General features: G+C 67.4%; 13 protein-coding genes and 2 pseudogenes. 8 read left to right on the forward strand and 7 right to left on the reverse strand.

Annotated features, from left to right (window positions below; translation table 11 throughout):
* Positions 1-71: 71 nt before the first annotated feature.
* From ppc to gap, 5 genes are read right to left on the reverse strand one after another with little or no spacing between them, the layout of a single operon-like run.
* On the reverse strand, positions 72-2,888 hold the full coding sequence (gene ppc / locus P6281_RS16170) for a phosphoenolpyruvate carboxylase (RefSeq protein ID WP_014385247.1): 2,817 nt from the start codon (positions 2,886-2,888) through the stop codon (positions 72-74).
* Between the two features lie 38 nt (positions 2,889-2,926).
* On the reverse strand, positions 2,927-3,160 hold the full coding sequence (gene secG / locus P6281_RS16175; RefSeq protein WP_008258126.1) for a preprotein translocase subunit SecG: 234 nt from the start codon (positions 3,158-3,160) through the stop codon (positions 2,927-2,929).
* 30 nt (positions 3,161-3,190) lie between these two features.
* Positions 3,191-3,976, reverse strand: a complete 786-nt coding sequence (gene tpiA / locus P6281_RS16180; RefSeq protein ID WP_009951908.1) for a triose-phosphate isomerase — start codon at positions 3,974-3,976, stop codon at positions 3,191-3,193.
* Complete coding sequence (locus tag P6281_RS16185; RefSeq protein ID WP_324738429.1) at positions 3,973-5,208, reverse strand: phosphoglycerate kinase; 1,236 nt, start codon at positions 5,206-5,208, stop codon at positions 3,973-3,975. Before P6281_RS16185 ends, tpiA begins: the two co-directional genes overlap by 4 nt.
* A 3-nt stretch (positions 5,209-5,211) precedes the next feature.
* Entirely contained in the window at positions 5,212-6,231 is a 1,020-nt protein-coding gene (gene gap, locus P6281_RS16190; RefSeq protein WP_009951905.1) for a type I glyceraldehyde-3-phosphate dehydrogenase, read from the reverse strand.
* Positions 6,232-6,551: 320 nt separating this feature from the next.
* Here gap and P6281_RS16195 point away from each other — a divergent pair, with 320 nt between their 5' ends.
* The 4 genes from P6281_RS16195 (at position 6,552) to P6281_RS16210 (ending at position 10,232) form a co-directional block, all read left to right on the forward strand.
* Positions 6,552-7,343, forward strand: a complete 792-nt coding sequence (locus P6281_RS16195) for a TetR/AcrR family transcriptional regulator (protein WP_014380463.1) — start codon at positions 6,552-6,554, stop codon at positions 7,341-7,343.
* Between the two features lie 164 nt (positions 7,344-7,507).
* On the forward strand, positions 7,508-7,690 hold the full coding sequence (locus tag P6281_RS16200) for a DUF6307 family protein (protein ID WP_009951901.1): 183 nt from the start codon (positions 7,508-7,510) through the stop codon (positions 7,688-7,690).
* A gap of 322 nt (positions 7,691-8,012) precedes the next feature.
* Complete coding sequence (locus P6281_RS16205; RefSeq protein ID WP_237394370.1) at positions 8,013-9,593, forward strand: wax ester/triacylglycerol synthase family O-acyltransferase; 1,581 nt, start codon at positions 8,013-8,015, stop codon at positions 9,591-9,593.
* 258 nt (positions 9,594-9,851) lie between these two features.
* A complete protein-coding gene (locus tag P6281_RS16210) occupies positions 9,852-10,232 on the forward strand; it encodes an HPF/RaiA family ribosome-associated protein (protein ID WP_225332077.1) in 381 nt (126 codons plus the stop codon).
* Between the two features lie 380 nt (positions 10,233-10,612).
* Here the strand turns inward: P6281_RS16210 and P6281_RS16215 are convergent.
* Both P6281_RS16215 and P6281_RS16220 read right to left on the reverse strand, forming a co-directional pair.
* Positions 10,613-12,041 (reverse strand): annotated as a pseudogene (locus P6281_RS16215) (phytoene desaturase family protein).
* Positions 12,034-13,780: pseudogene (locus P6281_RS16220) on the reverse strand (DUF3556 domain-containing protein). Before P6281_RS16220 ends, P6281_RS16215 begins: the two co-directional pseudogenes overlap by 8 nt.
* Positions 13,781-13,959: 179 nt before the next feature.
* Here P6281_RS16220 and P6281_RS16225 point away from each other — a divergent pair.
* The 4 genes from P6281_RS16225 (at position 13,960) to P6281_RS16240 (ending at position 19,290) form a co-directional block, all read left to right on the forward strand.
* Positions 13,960-14,769 carry a lysophospholipid acyltransferase family protein gene (locus P6281_RS16225; protein ID WP_014380467.1) on the forward strand — a complete coding sequence of 270 codons (810 nt, stop codon included), beginning with the start codon at positions 13,960-13,962 and terminating at the stop codon, positions 14,767-14,769.
* Positions 14,770-14,772: 3 nt separating this feature from the next.
* On the forward strand, positions 14,773-16,392 hold the full coding sequence (fadD12, locus tag P6281_RS16230) for an acyl-CoA ligase FadD12 (RefSeq protein ID WP_041785089.1): 1,620 nt from the start codon (positions 14,773-14,775) through the stop codon (positions 16,390-16,392).
* A complete protein-coding gene (locus P6281_RS16235) occupies positions 16,392-17,663 on the forward strand; it encodes an alpha/beta hydrolase (protein WP_014385255.1) in 1,272 nt (423 codons plus the stop codon). The genes fadD12 and P6281_RS16235 overlap by 1 nt, the downstream gene beginning before the upstream one ends.
* 232 nt (positions 17,664-17,895) lie before the next feature.
* Positions 17,896-19,290: an HNH endonuclease signature motif containing protein gene (locus P6281_RS16240; RefSeq protein ID WP_324738430.1), complete on the forward strand. Its 1,395-nt coding sequence runs from the start codon at positions 17,896-17,898 to the stop codon at positions 19,288-19,290.
* Positions 19,291-19,326: the final 36 nt, after the last annotated feature.

Here is a 19,326-nt window from a genome sequence, read left to right on the forward strand (position 1 = left end):
CGACTCAACCATAACGACGCCGACACCGCGTGCCGCAACACCGGTGGTCAGCGCGGGAAGTACGCGCGTCGTCAGCCGCTGTTGCGCAACGCGCTCGCCAGCCCGTTCATCGTCAGCAATATCCCGCGCTGCACCAATTCGTCGTCGTCGCCGGAGCGGTACCGGCGCAGCAACTCCACCTGGAGGTGGTTCAGCGGCTCGAGGTACGGGAAGCGATTGAACACCGACCGCGCCAGCGCGGGGTTGTCCGCGAGCAGGTTGTCCTGCCCGGTGATGAGCTTGTGCATGGCGATGGTTCGGCCGTGCTCGTCGACGATCTTGCCGAAGACCCGGCGCCGTAATTCCTCGTCGTCGACCAATTCGGCGTAGCGGGCCGCCAGGCCGAGGTCGCTTTTGGCCAGCACCTGAGCCAGATTCGACAGCACGCTGCGGAAAAACGGCCAGCGCTGGTACAAGTCGTGCAGGATGCTCACCCGCTCGGCCTCGCTCTGCGGGCCCGCCGCGATCCACTGCTCGAATGCCGACCCGGTGCCGTACCAGCCGGGCAGCATGACCCGCGACTGGCTCCACGCCAGCACCCACGGGATGGCGCGCAGGTCCGAGATCGACTCGGTGGGTTTGCGGGACGTCGGCCGGCTGCCGATGTTCAGCGACCCGATCTCGCTGACCGGGGTGGAGGCCATGAAGTAGTCGACGAAACCCGGTGTGTCGTGCACCAATTCGGCGTAGGCCCGCTGGGCCAGCACGGCCACCTCGTCGAGCACCGCGTACGCCGGTTCCGCGGCGTCGCCCAGGCCCTCGACGTCCAGCAGCGTGGACTCCAGCGTGGCGGCCAGCAGGCTTTCCAGATTGCGTTGCGCCACTCGCGGTTCGGCGTATTTGGCGGCGATCACCTCGCCCTGCTCGGTGAGCCGCAGCGAGCCGTTCACCGCGCCGGGCGGCTGCGCCAGGATCGCCTCGTAGCTCGGCCCGCCGCCACGCCCGACGGTGCCGCCGCGACCGTGGAAGAGCCGCAACCGGATTCCGGTTTTGCGCGCCACTTCCACCAGCGCCAGCTCGGCCCGGTACACCGCCCAGCTGGACGCCAAATACCCGCCGTCCTTGTTGGAGTCCGAGTAACCCAGCATCACTTCCTGGGTCTCGCCGCGCGCGGCCACCAGCGCCCGGTAGATCGGAAGTTCCAGCATCGCGTGCAGGATCGTCGCGCCGTTGTGCAGATCGTCGATGGTTTCGAACAGCGGGGAAATGCCCACGGGGCAGTAGGGTTCGGGACCGGACGCGTCGATCAGCCCCGCCTCTTTCAGCAGGATCGCGGCCTCGAGGACGTCGGAGACCGAACGGCACATCGAGATCACGTAGTTGGGGACGGCGGACGGTCCGTAGCGCTTGATGGCGTGCGCGGCGGCGCGCACCACATCCAGCTCGCCGCGGGCCAGGTCGGACAGCTGCGCGTCGTCGGCCACCAGCGGGCGGCGGGTGCCCAGCTCGGCCGCCAACAGCTCGACGCGCTCGTCTTCGGGCAGCGAACGGTAGTCCGGGTGCACGCCGGCCCACGCCAGCAGCTCGCAGATCACCTCTTCGTGCGCGTCGGAGTTCTGCCGCATGTCCAGGCCGCACAGGTGGAACCCGAAGACCCGCACGCCTTCTCGCAGCAGCGCCAGGCGGTCGTCGGCCAGCAGCGCGCTGCCGTGGCCGCGCAGCGACTCGTCCATGGTGTCGAGATCGGCCCCCAGTTCGGCCGGGGTTTCGTACGGCGGCAGCCCCAGATCCAGCACCTGCTGCGGTGTCCGGTCCAGGATCGCCGCGCTCGTCGCGCTGAGGCGGGCGCGGATCACCCGCACCGCCCGCCGGTACGGTTCGTCGGCGCGGGCCTTCTCCGCGCAGCCCCCGGCGAGTTCAGTCAGCGCGGGGGTGACCGAGACCAGGCGCGCCGACATCGACAGCTCCTGCTCCAGCGCGGTCAGTTCGGCCAGGTAGTGCGCCAGCGCGGTGAACGCGGCGCTGCCGGTGGCCTGGCGCACCACGTCGGCCGTCACGTTCGGATTGCCGTCGCGGTCCCCGCCGATCCAGGAGCCGGGCTGCAGCATCGGCTCGTCGAACAGGTCGGCGTCGGGCCAGCGGGCGCGCAGGGTGTCGCGGACCTCGGCGTTGACCTGCGGGATCACCTTGAAGAACGCGGCGGCGTAGTAGCGCAGACCCACCTCGATCTCGTCGGTGATCTGCAGGCGGGACAGCCGGATCAGCGCGGTCTGCCACAGCGTGAGGACCTGGCGGCGCAACTCGAGTTCGATGTTGCGCCCGTCGTCGGTCTCGGCGTGCCCCTCGGCGTGCAGCCGCATCAGCTCGTTGATCCGGTGCTGGGTGACGAAGACGGTGCGCCGGCGGGTCTCGGTGGGGTGGGCGGTGATCACCGGAGCGACCACGGCGCCCTTCAACGCGTCGGCAACCGTGTCCGAATCGAGTTGTGCCTCATCGAGTTTGGCGTAGGTCGCGGCCAGGGTGCTGTCCGGCGGTGGTTCGCCGGCGGCGACGTGGACAGCGCGGCGGCGCTCGCGGTGGATGTCTTCGGCGACGTTGGCCAGCAGCGCGAAGTGACTGAAGGCGCGGATGACCGGGATGGCCTGGTGGATGTCGATGCGATAGAACATCCGGGCCAGCTCCGCCCGGTCGATCTCGGAGCGGCGCACCCGGAACGATTCCACTCGGGCGCGTTCGACGAGCTCGAACACCTCGCGCCCGTTCTGCTCGCGCACCGTGTCGCCCAGGATGGCGCCCAGCAGCCGGATGTCGGCCCGCATCGGCTCGGTCGCCGCGCGCCCCACCGGGGTGCGCTGGACGGCGCCGATCGGTTCCAGGGTGTCCTCGGGGGCTTCGGAGGCGTCAGCCATGCGTCCCACTATCGGCGTGCCGCGGGGCGGTCAGGTCGTCAGTGGTACTTGATCAGCAGCGCCATGCCGATGATGCACACCAGCCAGATGCCGGTGATGAACAGCGTCAGGCGGTCCAGGTTCTTTTCCACCACGGTGGATCCGGACAGGCTCGATTGGACGCCACCGCCGAACAGCGTGGACAGGCCGCCACCCTTGGCGCGGTGCAGCAGCACCAGCAGCACCACCAGGATGCTGGTGACGACCAGGGTGATCTGCAAAGCCAACTGCATGACGGCCAGCCTACCGGTGCCTTGGCCGCATCACGGAAGAGGCCCACCGGCGGCGATGGCCGCCAGCGTGGCGAATTGCTCGCCGTCCAGCGACGCGCCGCCGACCAGGCCGCCGTCGATGTCGTCCTGGGCGACGAGCTCGCCGACGTTCTTGGCGTTGACCGAGCCGCCGTAGAGCACCCGCACCGAGTCGGCGACCTGGGGCGAGGCGAGCGACGCCAACTCCTTGCGGATCGCCGCGCACACCTCCTGGGCGTCGGCGGCGCTGGCCACCCGCCCGGTGCCGATCGCCCACACCGGCTCGTAGGCGATGACGACCTTGCCGATCTGTTCGGTGGACAGCCCGGCCAGCGACCCCCGCAGCTGCTCTTCGCAGTGGATGACGTGGTTTCCGGCCTCGCGCACCTCGAGGTGCTCGCCGATGCAGACGATCGGGGTCAGTTCGTGCTTGAGCGCCGCGGCGGTCTTGGCGGCGACGACGGTGTCGTCCTCGTGGTGGTACGTCCTGCGCTCGGAGTGCCCGACGACGACGAACGTGCAGCCCAGCTTGGCCAGGAAGGCGCCGCTGACCTCGCCGGTGTAGGCGCCGGCGTCGTGCTGGGACAGGTCCTGCCCGCCGTAGGTCAGCCGCAGCTTGTCGCCGTCGACCAGGGTCTGCACGCTGCGCAGGTCGGTGAACGGCGGCAGCACCGTGACGTCGACCTTGTCGTAGTACTTGTCCGGCAGCGCGAACGCGATCTTTTGCACCAGCGCGATCGCCTCGAAGTGGTTGAGGTTCATCTTCCAGTTGCCGGCGATCAGTGGCTTGCGGCTCACGCTGCGTCTCCAGTCGGTTGCGGACGGTCCAGTACCTCGACACCCGGAAGCGTCTTGCCCTCAAGGTATTCCAGCGACGCTCCCCCACCGGTGGAGATGTGCGAGAAGTCGCCTTCCGGGATGCCCAGCGCGCGCACGGCCGCCGCCGAGTCCCCGCCGCCGACCACGCTGAAGGCGCCCTTGCCGGTCGCGGTGGCGATCGCTTCGGCGACGCCCTTGGTGGCGGCGGCGAACGCCGGGAACTCGAACACGCCCATCGGCCCGTTCCAGAAGACGGTCTCGGCGTTGGACAGCAAGGTGGCGAACCGTTTGACCGATCCGGGCCCGATGTCCAGACCCATCAGGTCGTCCGGGATGGCGTCGGCGGCGACGGTCTGCGGTGTCGCGTCGGCGGCGAACTTGTCGGCCACCACGATGTCCACCGGGAGCCGCAGCACGTCGACGTAGGTGTCCAGCAGCCGCCGGCAGGTGTCCACCATCTCGGTCTCCAGCAGTGACTTGCCGACGGAAAAGCCTTGCGCGGCGAGGAAAGTGAAGCACATGCCGCCGCCGATGACGATGCTGTCGGCCTTGGTGGCCAACGACTCGATGACCCCGAGCTTGTCGGACACCTTCGACCCGCCGAGCACCACGGCGTAGGGGCGTTTGGTGGAGCTGGTCAGCTGCTGGAGCACCTGGATCTCCTCGGCCACCAGCGTGCCGGCGTAGTGCGGCAGCAGGGTCGCGATGTCGTACACGGAGGCCTGCTTGCGGTGCACCACGCCGAAGCCGTCGGAGACGAAAGCGCCTGTGGGCCCGACCAATTCGGCGAGCTGGCGGGCGAGGGCGAGCCGCTCGGCGTCGTCCTTGCTGGTCTCGCGGGCATCGAAGCGGATGTTCTCCAGTAGCAGGACGTCGCCGTCGGTCAGCCCCTCGGCGCGGGCCAGCGCGTCGGTGCCGACGACATCCCCGGCCAACTGCACGTGGCGGCCCAGCTGCTCGGAGAGCGCCGCGGCGACCGGCGCCAGCGACAGCTTCGGGTCCGGCCCGTCCTTGGGACGCCCGAGGTGCGCGGTGACCACCACCTTGGCGCCCGCCTCGACGAGCGCCTTCAGCGTCGGCACCGAGGCGGTGATGCGCCCGGGGTCGGTGATCTTGCCGTCATCGAGCGGCACGTTCAGGTCCGAGCGCACCAGCACGCCTCGGCCCGAAACCCCCTCGCCGAGAAGGTCTTTGAGCGTGTGGACGGCCACGGGTTACAGCGACTTGCCGACCAGGGCGACCAGGTCCACCAGGCGGTTGGAGTAGCCCCATTCGTTGTCGTACCAGGACACCACCTTGGCCTGGTCGTCGATCACCTTGGTCAACCCGGAATCGAAGATCGAGCTGTGCGGGTCGGTGACGATGTCGCTCGAGACGATCGGCGCGTCGTAGTACTTGAGGATGCCCTTCATCGGCCCCTCGGCGGCCGCCTTCATCGCCGCGTTGATCTCCTCGGCGGTGGCGGACTTCTTCAGCTCGGCGGTCAGGTCGGTGACCGAGCCGGTGGGGATCGGCACGCGCAGCGCGTAGCCGTCGAGCTTGCCCTTCAGCTCGGGCAGCACCAGGCCGATGGCCTTGGCCGCGCCGGTGGAGGTCGGCACGATGTTCAGGGCGGCGGCGCGGGCGCGGCGCAGGTCCTTGTGCGGGCCGTCCTGCAGGTTCTGGTCCTGGGTGTAGGCGTGGATGGTGGTCATCAGGCCCTTGACGATGCCGAACTCGTCGTTGAGCACCTTGGCCAGCGGCCCCAGGCAGTTCGTGGTGCACGAGGCGTTGGAGATGATGTTCTGGCTGCCGTCGTACTTGTCGTCGTTGACGCCGAGCACGATGGTGATGTCCTCGTCGGTGGCCGGCGCGGAGATGATCACCTTCTTGGCGCCGGCGTCCAGGTGGCCCTTGGCCTTGGCGGCGTTGGTGAAGATGCCGGTGGACTCGACGACGACGTCGACGCCCAGGTCGCCCCAGGGCAGCGCCGCCGGGCCCTCCTTGACCTCCAGCGCCTTGATCTTGGCGTTGCCGACGACGATGGTGTCGTCACCCTCGAGGCTGACGTCGTGCGGCAGGCGGCCCAGGATGGAGTCGAATTTCAGCAGGTGCGCCAGGCTGGCGTTATCGGTGAGGTCGTTGACCGCGACCACCTCGATGTCAGCGGTGCCTTGCTCCTGTTGAGCCAGCAAGGCCCGGTAGAAGTTCCGCCCGATTCGACCGAAGCCGTTGATACCTACTCGGACCGTCACTTGTCTCTCCTCTGTGTTTCCTGAGCCGTCTTCATCAATGTCTTTTCCATGTCCGCGGACACTGCCTCTGGTCAGCCTAGATCAGCGACACGCTCGGTTGGCGCGCCGGTAAGAGTGTGGACCATCGCCTTTGCAGGATGGTCGTCGGTAGACGCCACAACGTGTGCGCAACATCACCCGAGCGGTTGCGGGTCCAGACCGGCTTCGGCCTGCCCGGCGCGCCCTGTCGAGCCTGCAATTCCGGCTGGAAGCCCTCGCGGACTCCTGCACCCGCTCGCTCCCCACGCCGGGTGTCAACAACGTTGGCCAGCGGCGTTAGGATGGGCCGCCGCAATCGCGTAGAACACATGGAGGAAGGGACGTCCACGGTGCCGAAGCGAACCACAGCTGCCGGCGATGGACTTGACGCGTCCGCCGCCAACCGCCCAGAACACGGCATGGTCAGCCGGTCGGTGGTATTGCAGTGCGCCTTGCGATTGGTCGACCGTGACGGTGTGGATGGATTGTCGATGCGGCGTCTGAGTGAGGCGGTGGGTCGCGACCCGACGGTGATTTATCGGCATGTGCCGAACAAGGCGGCGCTGCTCGACGGCATCGCCGAGATTGTGCTGGGCAAATTGCGGGTGGACACGGCAGACCCGGACTGGGCCGAGCAGCTGCGCGCGGTGGCGCATGACTTTCGCCGACTGGCCCTCGAGCACCCGAATGTGGTGCCGCTATTGGTGACTCGGCCACTAGCCACGCCGCTGGGGCAGCGACCCCCGGGCATGCTACGGCCACTGGAGGACGTCGTCGCGCTGCTCACTTCGGTGGGCTTCAGCGGAGTCGACGCGCTACATATTTACCGGGTGCTCTTCGGCTATCTATATGGCCACATCCTCACCGAGCTGCAGGAGGTCGTCGAGCGGCCCGAGGAGTCCGATGATGTGCTGCGCCTCGGGTTGCACCGACTGGCGATCACCGAGTTCCCTCAGGTGCGCGCGCTGGCCCCAGCGCTCGGCGACTACGACGGTGCAGCCGAACTCGACCGCGCTCTGGATGTGTTGTTCATCGGTCTGGCCGCCACCGTGCCAGCGCCAAGGCGCTCGGCCCGCAAACGCGCGAGGAAGTAGCACGAGATCAGCTAGGCGTTTCGTCCCCACCTGCCGCTGTGCTGGAACGGAAGATCTTGTTCTTTCAAATCGGGCGTACCCAAGATCCGCGTGCTCGTCGCGCACGCGGCGACCGCGAATCGGCGTACGCTCATCGATATCGAGCAGCTCGGTTGCGAGCGAACATGCTCGACTACAAAGGAAATTCGATGGCAGCGCTCACAACGTTTCGCACTCCCTACGAGATTCGTCTCCAACTCGTCACGGACACCATAAGCGCGCACTCCAAGGTGGGCAATGATGCGGCGGTCAAACTCGCCGTGCATGTCCTGGCTGCGTTGAACTCAATCCCCGAAAAGGTGCGCTGAGTAACGGTCCGGCTGGGCGTCAGCACCGCAGCGACCGCACGCCTTCCCGTTGGTGCGCATCCATTTCGTCCTGCTGATCCCGGTATGGCTTGGCGGCATGTTGCGAGGGATATTGTGCGCCAGCGCGTGTCGATGGTGTGGACGTACGGTGATGGGCACAGTGCGGGCTGACCGAAGTGCCGCCGGCACGAATTGGCAGACGGTGCCGGGTATCACGAATTGCCCTGCGGCGAGGCGTTTCGGCCGTCGCTGCTGAGCGCGGCGCAAAAGCCGCGAGCCAAGCTTTGAGCTGACAGCTCGGATATACGGATGGAACAGCATGATGAAACGATTGACCGGCCTTGACGGTGTCACGCTGCACGGCGAAACATCAGTGATGCCCACCCACGTCATGGCCGTGTTGTTTTGCGACCCCGAGGCGCACGGCGCAGTGACCGCCGACGCGATTTGCAAGCTGCTGGCTCAGCGCACTGCGACAATCCCGGGTTTCCGGCAGCGTCTGCTCACCAAACCCTTCGGGTTGGGCCAGCCGTCATGGATCGAGGACCCCGCATTCGATGTCCAAAGCCATCTGCATTGTGTGCGGCTGGCCGAACCCGGCACCATGCGAGAGCTGACCACCCTTATCGGCGAGTTGCATGGGCAGCCGTTGAACCGCGACCGCCCGCTGTGGGACGCCTGGGTCGTGCAGGGTCTCGCCGACGGCAGACTAGTGGTGTTGATCAAGTTCTCCCACGCCATCACCGACGGTGTGGGCGCAGTGACGTCGATGTTGCCCGAACTGATGACTGTCGATGCCGACGCTGAATTCGCGGTGGCGCCAGAGCGGGCCGAGGCCACGATGCCCGGTGCGGCCACCAGGGTGTGGGACGTGATCGACGAGATCGCCGCCAACACCGCTGTGGGCATTCGGATCGCCGTCAGGCTGGGCCCCGTCGCGGTGAAGTCGACGATAGGAACCGCGTTGAGATCGGTACGCCAACTCCTCCCGGGTGCAGGACCGCAACGGTCCGACGGTTCGGATTCCGAGGAGGACGACAGTTCGCCGCGAACGCTGCTGAACGCCCCCCTCACCGCGCGACGGACCGTTGCGTTCGCCGGGGTGGCCATGGATGATGTGCGCGCCATCGCCGCCGCGTTCGATGTCACTGTGAACGATGTTTTTTTGACCGCAACGACATCGGCGCTGCGCAGATGGTTGGCAAGCCACGACACGGTGCCCAGTCATCCGCTGCGCACCATGATGCCGATCTCGACACGCGGCGTCGACGGCGACGCGTCCAATAGTTGGTCGCCTGTTGTCGTCAAATTGCCGGTGGATCTGGCCGACCCGGCACAGCAGTTGGCCAGCATTCACGATGCGACATCCAGGATCAAGGACGGGCGACGGGCAGTGCGGCCCGTCAATCTCGCCGACGTCATAGACCTCGTTCCACCGGTCGTCATCGGCTGGGTGATGGGTGTGTACACCGGTCTGCAACTGTCGCGGTTCCACTCGCCAGTCGCTCATGTCATCGCCTCCAACGTTCCGGGCCCCAGCGACGAAATCTATTGCGCCGGGGCGCATGTCCTCGGAATTCACGCTCTGGCCCCGCTGTTTGAGGGCTCGAATCTCAACATCACCGCCGTGTCCTACAGCTCCACTCTGGCTGTTGGCATCGTCGCGTGCCCCGATAACGTCGATGACGTCGCATCGGTCGCGACCTGCATCGAAGACGTGGTCGGTGAACTGAAAATCGCCGCCGACGAAAAGGCCGGCCAGAGCGCAGGTTTATCCCGCCCCAGCGAGCCGGAGCCCACCATGAATGGCACTGCCACAACGCAATTCGCAGGGGGCGAAGCGGGCTGGCCCGATCGGGGCCTCGCGCCACGAAATGCCGGCATAGCTCACTTCCTCGAATGAGGGCCTCAGGGCCCACGCCGTAGGCCAACAGCGTTGACAACCCGTCTGACAGGGCGTTTACTGGAGGTCTAGTCCGGAAACTGGTCATCGGCGTTCATGCGTTCGCCGCAGCACACCGCACTTTGGTTCTCACGATCGGCATTGTGACCGCCCTGGGCTTGGCTGTTTCGGTCGCCGGCCAACATGACATTCGTCCAGCCACGCGTCGACCAGCTCAAATCAACACCCTCGATACCTAATACCCGAAATGGGGCCACCATGAGGAACTCTGACCACGCAAAGCGAAACACTTTCCGCGAGAATGTGATTCACGTAGGCGCGGGCTTTCTCGCCAAGGAGCGTCCACACGTCACACAGACGTTGTCCACGCTTGAGGCGCAGCTAGGCAGATGGCATCCGAAAGATGTGGACATCGAAGTCACCCTGCAGGACCGCGGCGGCAAGGAACAGCGCATCACGTTGCGCACAACCCTTCCCGGCCATCCACTGCTCGTAGCAGTCGCAGAAAACCCGGACATCACCCGTGCCCTGTGCGATGCAAAGCGCGAATTGAGCCGGCAGCTTGAACACCAGAAGTCGACACACGATCCGATGAACAATCGCCGGCTCAAGCGCGCGACCATCCGCCATCCGGACTAGCCGCACACCGTTCGAGGTGGCCCGGCACGCAATGCAGGACCCCAACCAAACAGCAACTGTCTTTCACGAGCAGGAAGGTGCACGAACATGACGCACGCCACTGAGACGCATTCGGTCGTCAGCTCTGCCGAGGAGCGCGTAACGCCCGCAACAGGATCTGGTATCTCGTTGATCCATAATGGCCCGTTGACGGTCCAGGACGTACTCCGCGCGGGCATGCGCCGCAGGGCCAGACGCAAGGGAATGGCCCGGCAATCGATCTGGGATTCAGACGGCGGCGTAGGCAAGCCGTGGAGAGCCGACGTGCCGCTGGGCGGCACAACGCGATAACACGGCGGCGGCACGGTATGAACGCCGATCTCGTCGAGAGGGCTCCGCCGTCAATCGCCGCGGCGTTTGCGCAGCCAGCCCAGCGCCGCCTCGGCGGCGTGGTAGCCGCACAGTCCGTGGATGCCGGCCCCGGGCGGGGTGGACTGCGAGCACAGGTATACCCCCGGCACACCGGTCGCGTACGGGTTGACGGAGACGCGGGGCCGCAGGATCACTTGGAGCCCGTCGTTGGCGCCGCCGATGATGTCGCCGCCGATGAAGTTGGGGTTGTAGGCCTGCAGATCGGCGGTGCCCCTGCTGACGGTGGCGACGACGCGGTCGCGGAATCCGGGCGCGAAGCGCTCGATCTGGTCAGTGATGATCTCGGTGGCATCGCCGGTGTAGCCGAACGGCACGTGGGCGTAAGGCGTAGATCGGGTTGATATTGCCCGCCGAGCGCGACGGGTCGGCCAGGTACTGCTGCCCAAGGATGATGAACGGCCGCCGGTACATCCGACCTTGCGACCGCTCGCGTTCGCTGTGTGCGATCTCGGCGAATGTCCCGCCCAGGTGCACGGTGCCGGCGTGACCGCAGTCGGGATTGGTCCAGGGAATGTGGCCCTCGATGGCGTAGTCGACCTTGAAGGCCGAGGACCCCTGGCGGTAGCGCCGGTAGGAGCGCTTGATGCGGCCGGGCATGGCGTCGCCGTAGAGCCGCAGCGTCGCGGCCGGGGTGAGGTCGAGCATGACGATGTCGGCGTCGGGAATGTCTTTGCGGCTGGTCACTGTGACGCCGGTGGTGATCGCAGCGCCGTGTTCGGCCAGGACGGCTGCTAGCGCCGCGATGATCGAACCCGATCCGCCCGCAGCCACCGGCCAGCCGTAGTGGTGCCCGCTGGCCATGAACATCAGCGCCATTGCGGCCGTCAGCGGCCGGTCGAGCCGGGTGTAAGCGTGCGCGGCCTGGCCACCGTATAGCGCGCGCACCCGCTCGGTGCGAAACCAGCGGGCCAGCACGGTCGCCGGCAACAGCGCGCGCGGCCCGAAGGCAGCAAGCCGGATGGGGTGGTGCGGAACATGCAGGACCGGGCGCATCAGGTCTTGGCACAGCTCGTCGAAGCCGGCGGCGAGATCGCCCACCGCGAGCCGCCACCGCCGTCCGTCGGCGCCCATTTCGGCCACGGTTCGGTCGATCGACCGGTACAGCAACCCGGCGGTGCCGTCGTCGAGCGGATGCGCGCAGTCGACCTCCGGCCACTTCCAGGTCAGCCCGTAGCTCGGCAGGTCGATCTCCTCCCAGAACGGTGAACCCACTGCCATCGGATGCGCAGCCGAGCAGACGTCGTGGATCACCCCGGGCACCGTCAGCTCGGCCGAGCGCGCTCCCCCGCCGACCGTCTCGCCGGCCTCCAGCACCTGCACGTCGACACCGTGGCGGGCGAGGTGGATCGCGGCGGCCAGCCCGTTGGGCCCGGCGCCGACGACGACTGACCTAGCCATGGGCGTCATCAATGACGTGGACGGGGCAGTCATCGCCGGGCTCGGGCCACGGCTGGCGGGTCAGCATGTCCTTGACGTCGACGTAGCCCGCCTCGATCAGGCCGGTCTTGGCGTCGAGGATGCGGATACGACTGCCGTTGGACGTGGATGGGCTGACCCTCCAGGACGATGACCCGCAGGTCGCCGTCCTCGAAGCGGCAGCGGCGTTGCACCGCCTCCACAAGTTGCTCGTTGTGCAGGTGGCCCTCGCCGAAGTTCCACCCGACGAGCGGCCCGGCAACGATTTCGCCCTCACGGATCTTGTAGTCGGCTTCGTCGTCGATCGCGCGCGGCAGCAGCCCGTTGAGCGCCCGGCCATGCACGTGCATCGCGCGGAAGGCGGCGATCTTGTCCGCCAAGATTTCGGCGGTTTCCGGGTCGTAGAGCCTCGCCAGCTGATTGACGACGAGCGCGGAGCTCTTCACGATGTCGGCGTCGATCTTCTCCTCGGCGCCCGCACGAAAGCACCACACGCTGGTGGCCCAGTTGCCGGCGTAGTACCGCATTGCCGGAAGGAACGAAATCTTTTCGGGGAACATGTTTCCCACGATGACCACCACCACCGCGAGGATCACGAGGGCGAGCAGCACGGGCGAGCGAAGATCGGTGGCCCGGACCGCGCCGTAATGCCCGAACAGATAGAACAGCGAGAAGATGAAGAACACGTTCCATTCCAAGGGCACTCCCATTGGGAGGTTGGAAATGATGTTGAGATGGAACAGCACCATGAACCCGATCAGAAACCATCGCCACGGGTGATCGGCGGCGAAGAAGACCAGCACCGTCGGAACCACGAATTCCGCTGTGGTGCCGCCGACGTGGGCCATCAGCTTGGGCAGCAGCGACGGTCGCAGGTCGTTGACGTGGTCGAGGTAGAGCAGGTGCTTCAGCGGGGTGAACACCCGGCTTCGCAGCAGCGCGTTGTTGCTCGTCATCACCGCCACCACGTAAGGGAAATGGTGGTTGAGCTTGGAAACCGCTGCGCCCCACCACAAGCAGAGCATGATGAGCTTGCAGGCCGCGATCTGATCGGTGAACGGGAAGAAGAACACGAACAGCTTCAGCCAATAGTGTTCGCCGCGGGCGGCCAGGAAGACCGTCTTGTCGCGTAGACCCAACAGGGCCAGCGCCACGATCGTCGGGATGACCCGCACGGGGTCGATCAGGCCGACATCGCCCGCGGTGGTGACCGGCCCGCCGTGACCGGGCGACAGCAGCGCCCACACCCCGCCGATCAGAACGATGGCATACAGCGCGACGTCGAAGGCGGTGCGCGTGTCGCCGCGGGTGAACGGAACCTTGCCGGGCCAGGCCGGGAGCCGAATTGTGTTGGGTCGCAACCAGTAAAGGATGCCGCCGATTGGTGGCATGAACCGCCCGGTCAGCGGCCCGGATCCGCAGCCGAGACCGGTGACCTCGAACAGCAGCGTGAAGATGACGACCTTCTGGTAGACGATGGGTTGCGTCCACCAGTCGCCGATGCGGCCCAGACCGCCCAGGCCGGGGGTTAGCGAGATGATCGCGGCGGGGGCGGCGACGTAGAGGGCGATCTTGAGCAGGTAGAGCAAATACACCGCGTATGGCGTGCCGAAGCCGTGTTCCGCCCAGTGCCGGGTCACGACTTGCAGCCGGGTGGCCCGGGGCAACGTGGGCCAGGTGCTGCGGTCGACGTCCGGAAGCTCCGGTGACATGAATCCCATGGGCGGCCTCGTTCCTGTCGGAAAACCAGCTGGCCCATCGAATGTATCGGCACCGCAGCCGACTCAACGGCTTACGCGGGCGAAAATGCCGAAACACCATGACGGCGGCGCTTCCTTGGTCGCTACCATCGAGGGACTCGACTCGGCACCTGGCCCGGCGCGAGCGTCAAGGGAGGAACGTGACCGACAGCGACAACGCCGATGGCGGGGACATCGGCAAATTCGACCCCGTCTTGACCCAGCGCCTGATGGCGGTGATGCGCCCGGTCTTGAAGACGTACTTCCGGTCGGAGGTACACGGCCTGGACTCGTTCCCGCCCGGCGGCGCGCTGGTGGTCGGTAACCACTCGGGCGGCATGTTCCCGATGGACGTCCCGATCTTCAGCGCCCACTTCTACGACAAGCTCGGCTACGACCGGCCGGTCTACACGCTGAGCCACGACATCCTCATGACGGGCCCCACCGCGGACTTCTTCCGGCGTACCGGATACATCCGGGCCAATCGGGAGAACGCGGCCGTCGCGCTGCGGTCCGGCGGGGTCGTGATCGTGTTCCCCGGCGGCGACTACGACGCCTACCGGCCCACGCTGTCGGAGAACGTCATCGACTTCAACGGACGCAAGGGCTACGTCCGCACCGCGATCGACGCCGGCGTCCCGATCGTGCCCGCGGTGTCGATCGGCGGGCAGGAGACGCAGCTCTACCTGACGCGCGGCACCTGGCTGGCCGAGCGGCTGGGCATCAAACGGTTGCTGCGCAGCGCGATTCTGCCGGTCTCGTTCGGTTTCCCCTTCGGCCTGAGTGCGGTCATCCCGCCCAACCTGCCGCTGCCGACCAAGATCGTGACCCGGGTGCTGGAGCCGATCGACATCGCCGGAAAGTTCGGCGAGGACCCCGACATCGACGAGGTCGACGAGTACGTGCGCTCGGTGATGCAGGAGGCGCTGACCGAGCTCGCCGCCAAGCGCCGGTTCCCGATCCTCGGCTGAGTCATGCCAAACCCTTTGAGCGAGACCCTTGGTCTGATCGGCACCATGCGCCGCGCCGGACTGATCGCGCCCATGCGCCCGGATCGCTACGTGCGGATCGCCGCGGCCATGCGCCGCGAAGGCATGGGCATGACGTCCGGGTTCGCCAGCGCCGCCCAACGCTGCCCGGATCGGCCCGGGCTGATCGACGAGCGGGGCAGCCTGACCTGGCGCGAACTCGATGAGCGGTGCAACGCGCTCGCCGCGGCGCTGCAGGGGTTGCCGTCGGGCCAGCCCCGCGTCATCGGGATCATGTGCCGCAATCACCGCGGTTTCGTCGAGGCGTTGGTGGCCGCCGACCGGATCGGCTCGGACATCCTGCTGCTCAACACGTCGTTCGCCGGGCCGGCGCTGGCCGACGTGGTGACCCGCGAGGGCGTCGACGCCGTCATCTACGACGAGGAGTTCACCGAGACGGTGGACCGCGCGCTGACCGGCACGCCTGACGCGACCCGCATCGTGGCGTGGACCGATGCCGAGCATGAGCGCACGGTCGAGGGGCTGATCGCGGCCCGGGCAGGCGCTCAACCCAAGCGCACCGGGCGCAAGGGCAAGATGATCCTGCTCACCTCCGGCACCACCGGAACGCCCAAGGGCGCCAAGCAATCTGGCGGCAACGCGGGAATCGGAACGCTGAAGGCGATCCTGGACCGCACGCCGTGGCGGGCGGAGGAGCCCATCGTGATCGTGGCGCCGATGTTCCACGCCTGGGGCTTTTCCCAGCTGCTGCTCGCGGCGTCGTTCGCCTGCCCGGTGATCACCCGGCGCAAATTCGACCCGGAGGCCACCCTGGACCTTATCGACCGGCACAAGGCGACCGGCCTGGTGGTGGTGCCGGTGATGTTCGACCGGATCATGGATCTGCCGGCCGAGGTGCGGCGCCGCTACAGCGGCCGGTCCCTGCGGTTCGCCGCGGCATCCGGTTCGCGGATGCGCCCCGACGTCGTCACCGCGTTCATGGACGAGTTCGGCGACGTGATCTACAACAACTACAACGCCACCGAGGCGGGCATGATCGCCACCGCCACGCCGGCCGACCTGCGCGCGGCGCCCGACACCGCGGGCCGGCCCGCCGGTGGAACCGAAATCCGCATCCTGGACCCGGAATTCAACGAGCTGCCCGCCGGCGAGGTCGGCAGCATCTACGTGCGCAACAACACCCAGTTCGACGGCTACACCTCGGGCAGCACGAAAGACTTTCACGCCGGATTCATGTCGTCGGGCGACGTCGGGTATCTGGATTCCGCGGGCCGGCTGTTCGTCGTCGGCCGCGACGACGAGATGATCGTGTCCGGCGGCGAGAACGTCTACCCGATCGAGGTGGAGAAGGCACTCGCAGCACATCCCGACGTGGCCGAGGCGGCGGTAATCGGCGTGGACGACGAACAATACGGCCAGCGGCTGGCGGCGTTCGTGGTGCTGGAGCCGGGCGCCGGCGCCACCCCCGACGCCCTCAAGCAACACGTGCGGGACAACCTCGCCAACTACAAGGTGCCGCGCGAGATCGCGGTCCTGGATGAACTCCCCCGCAGCAGCACGGGCAAGATCGTGCGCGCGGAGCTGCGAGCACGGGTCGGCGGCTGATGCGGTTCACCCGGATGATCAGAAGGCCCAGGCCACTGATGCGCGCCACGCTGGAATTGGCCAACGCCGCCAACGGTTTACGGCCGCTGGCCCGCAAGGGCTACAGCACGGTGCTGGTGTTCTGGTTCGGGTGGCCGGCGTCCGAGGTGCCGGGCGTGTACTTCTCCGCTTCGCTTTTGGACGTGCTGCGGCGCGGGCGCCGCGGCGACTTCGCGGGACGTCGCGGGAAGGTGGCGCTGGCGCTGACGGCGGCCTCCTGGGCCATCCTGGCGGTGATCAAGTACCGCGGCGTGACGACCCCCGGGCCGGTGCTGGAGGCGGGGCTGCGCGAGCAACTCGGCGACGACTACGAAGAGGCGCTCGACAAGCTGCCGCAGACCAAGCCCACCCGCAGCGGGCGTCGCACCCTGCCACTGGGGAATACGGTGGCGCGGCGCCGCTACGTCGAGAAGACGAACGTGGTGTCCTACGGGCCGCACGGCCGCGCCAATCTGGCCGACATCTGGCGCCGCCACGATCTACCGCGCGACGGCAAGGCGCCGGTGCTGGTGCAGGTGCCCGGCGGCGCGTGGGTGATCGGAATGCGCCGGCCCCAGGCCTATCCGCTGATGAGCCACCTGGCCGCGCGCGGTTGGGTGTGCGTGTCCATCGGCTACCGGGTGTCGCCGCGGCACACCTGGCCCGACCACATCGTCGACGTCAAGCGCGCGCTGGCCTGGGTGAAGGAGAACATCTCCCGCTACGGCGGGGATCCGAATTTCGTGGCGATCACGGGCGGTTCGGCCGGTGGCCACCTGTGTTCGCTGGCGGCGCTGACACCCAACGACCCGGCGTTCCAGCCGGGCTTCGAGGAGGCCGACACGTCGGTGGTCGCCGCGGTCCCGGTGTACGGGCGCTACGACTGGTTTTCCACCGAGGGCGAGGGCCGGCGCGAATTCGTGGAGTTGCTCCAAAAGTTCGTCGTCAAGCGGAAATTCAGCACCCACCGCGACATCTACGTCGACGCCTCACCGATCCGTCGGATGCGCGCCGACGCGCCACCCTTCTTCGTCCTGCACGGGCACGACGATTCGCTGATCCCGGTGGGCGAGGCGCAGGAGTTCGTCGAGGAGCTGCGCGCGGTGTCCAAGTCACCGGTCGCCTACGCCGAATTGCCGCACGCTCAACACGCTTTCGACATCTTCAGTTCCCCGCGGGCCCACCGTTCCGCGGAGGCCGTGGCGCGGTTCTTGTCGTGGGTGTACGCGACGCGTCCGCCCCAGCGCGACTAGGACGGCTCTCGGCCGCCCGAGGCGGTGCCCCGAGCCGTGCGCGCTCCCGCGCCCCGGGCCGTGCGCGCTCCCGCGCCCCGAGCCGCCCGCGCTCCCGGCGACACGAGCCGCCCGCGCTCCCGCCGACACGATTTCGGATATCGGAAACGGATATTGAATTCCCTTGTGTCACTGTGGTTTCTGTGGTCACAATGCGGGGTTTTGTGTCGGTGGGCCTCGATAGGTTGACGGTGTGAGTTCGGGCGGCATCATCGATCGGGACGCGATCAGCGCGGCCTTCGACGCGCTTGATGCCGCGATCGAGGGCGTGGCGGGGCTGAGTTTTGATGCGCTGGCTCCTCGGGAGTGCCTGGCGCTGTTGGAGCGCTGCGAAAGGGCGCGCCGCCGGCTGCCGGTGGCTGAGCATGCGTTGATCAATCACCTGGCCCGCCAGGCCAGCATCCACGAACTCGGCGGCCCGCTGGATCAGGCGATCGCCGACCGGCTGCGGATCAGCCACACCGAGGCCGCCCGGCGGGTCAAAGACGCCGCCGATCTGGGCCCGCGCCACGGCCTGACCGGTGAACCCTTGCCCCCGGTGTTGGCGGCCACCGCCGCCGCCCAGGCCCGCGGTGAACTCGGCGCCGCCCATGTGGCGGTGATCCGCCGGTTCTTTCGTCGCCTGCCGGGCTGGATCGACCCGGCCACCCGCGAGCGGGTCGAGGCCGAGCTGGCCGGTCACGCCGCGTATCACCGGCCCGACGAACTCGACGGCCTGGCCCACGTCCTGGAAGATTGCCTCAATCCCGACGGTCTGTTCACCGATGAGGACCGGGCCCGTAGCCGCGGGGTGACCCTGGGCCGCCAACAAGCCGACGGCATGTCGGAGTTGCGGGGCCTGATCACCCCCGAACTACGCGCCACGCTGGAGGCCGTGGAAGCCAAACTCGGCGCCCCGGGCATGTGCAACCCGCTCGACGACACCCCGTGCGTGGAGGGGACGCCCAGCCAAGAGGCCATCGACGGTGATACCCGCTCGGCTGCTCAGCGCGGCCACGACGCGCTGCTGGCGGCGCTGCGCGGGCTGTTGGCCTCTGGGGAGTTGGGTCAGCACAACGGGTTACCGGCCTCCATCATCGTCACCACCACCCTGGCCGAGTTGGAGGCCGCCGCCGGGCGAGCCCTGACCGGCGGGGGCACCATCCTGCCGATGAGTGAGGTGATCCGCCTGGCCCGCCACGCCCACCATTACTTGGCGATCTTCGATAAGGGCAAGGCCCTGGCGCTCTATCACACCAAGCGGCTGGCTTCCCCGGGGCAGCGAATCGTGTTGTACGCCAAGGACCGCGGCTGCACCGCCCCGGGCTGCACCGTCTCGGGCTACTACTGCGAAGTCCACCACACCACCGACTACAGCAAGTGTCACAGCACCGACATCAACCAGCTCACCTTCGCCTGCGGCCCGCATCACCGCATGCTCAACCCCGGCGGCTGGAGCACCCGCAAAAACACCCGCGGCGACACCGAATGGAAACCACCACCCCACCTCGAGCGCGGCCAACCCCGCACCAACACCTACCACCACCCCGAAAAACTCCTCCACCACGAACACGACGACGACGAAGCCGACAATCCCGGCGCCGCATAACACTTCACGATCGCCGCTAGCTCAGATCGCGGCGCC

The sequence above is a fragment of the Mycobacterium sp. 5-140-3-2 genome (genome assembly GCF_035666375.1).
GTDB lineage: Bacteria > Actinomycetota > Actinomycetes > Mycobacteriales > Mycobacteriaceae > Mycobacterium > Mycobacterium intracellulare.

Bases quoted from the DNA above. Each gene is read 5' to 3' on its own strand.
- ppc (WP_014385247.1), bottom strand. From the start codon at position 2,888: ATGGCTGACGCCTCCGAAGCCCCCGAGGACACCCTGGAACCGATCGGC.
- secG (WP_008258126.1), bottom strand. From the start codon at position 3,160: ATGCAGTTGGCTTTGCAGATCACCCTGGTCGTCACCAGCATCCTGGTG.
- P6281_RS16195 (WP_014380463.1), top strand. From the start codon at position 6,552: ATGGGCCGCCGCAATCGCGTAGAACACATGGAGGAAGGGACGTCCACG.
- P6281_RS16200 (WP_009951901.1), top strand. From the start codon at position 7,508: ATGCTCGACTACAAAGGAAATTCGATGGCAGCGCTCACAACGTTTCGC.
- P6281_RS16205 (WP_237394370.1), top strand. From the start codon at position 8,013: ATGAAACGATTGACCGGCCTTGACGGTGTCACGCTGCACGGCGAAACA.
- P6281_RS16210 (WP_225332077.1), top strand. From the start codon at position 9,852: ATGAGGAACTCTGACCACGCAAAGCGAAACACTTTCCGCGAGAATGTG.
- fadD12 (WP_041785089.1), top strand. From the start codon at position 14,773: ATGCCAAACCCTTTGAGCGAGACCCTTGGTCTGATCGGCACCATGCGC.
- P6281_RS16235 (WP_014385255.1), top strand. From the start codon at position 16,392: ATGCGGTTCACCCGGATGATCAGAAGGCCCAGGCCACTGATGCGCGCC.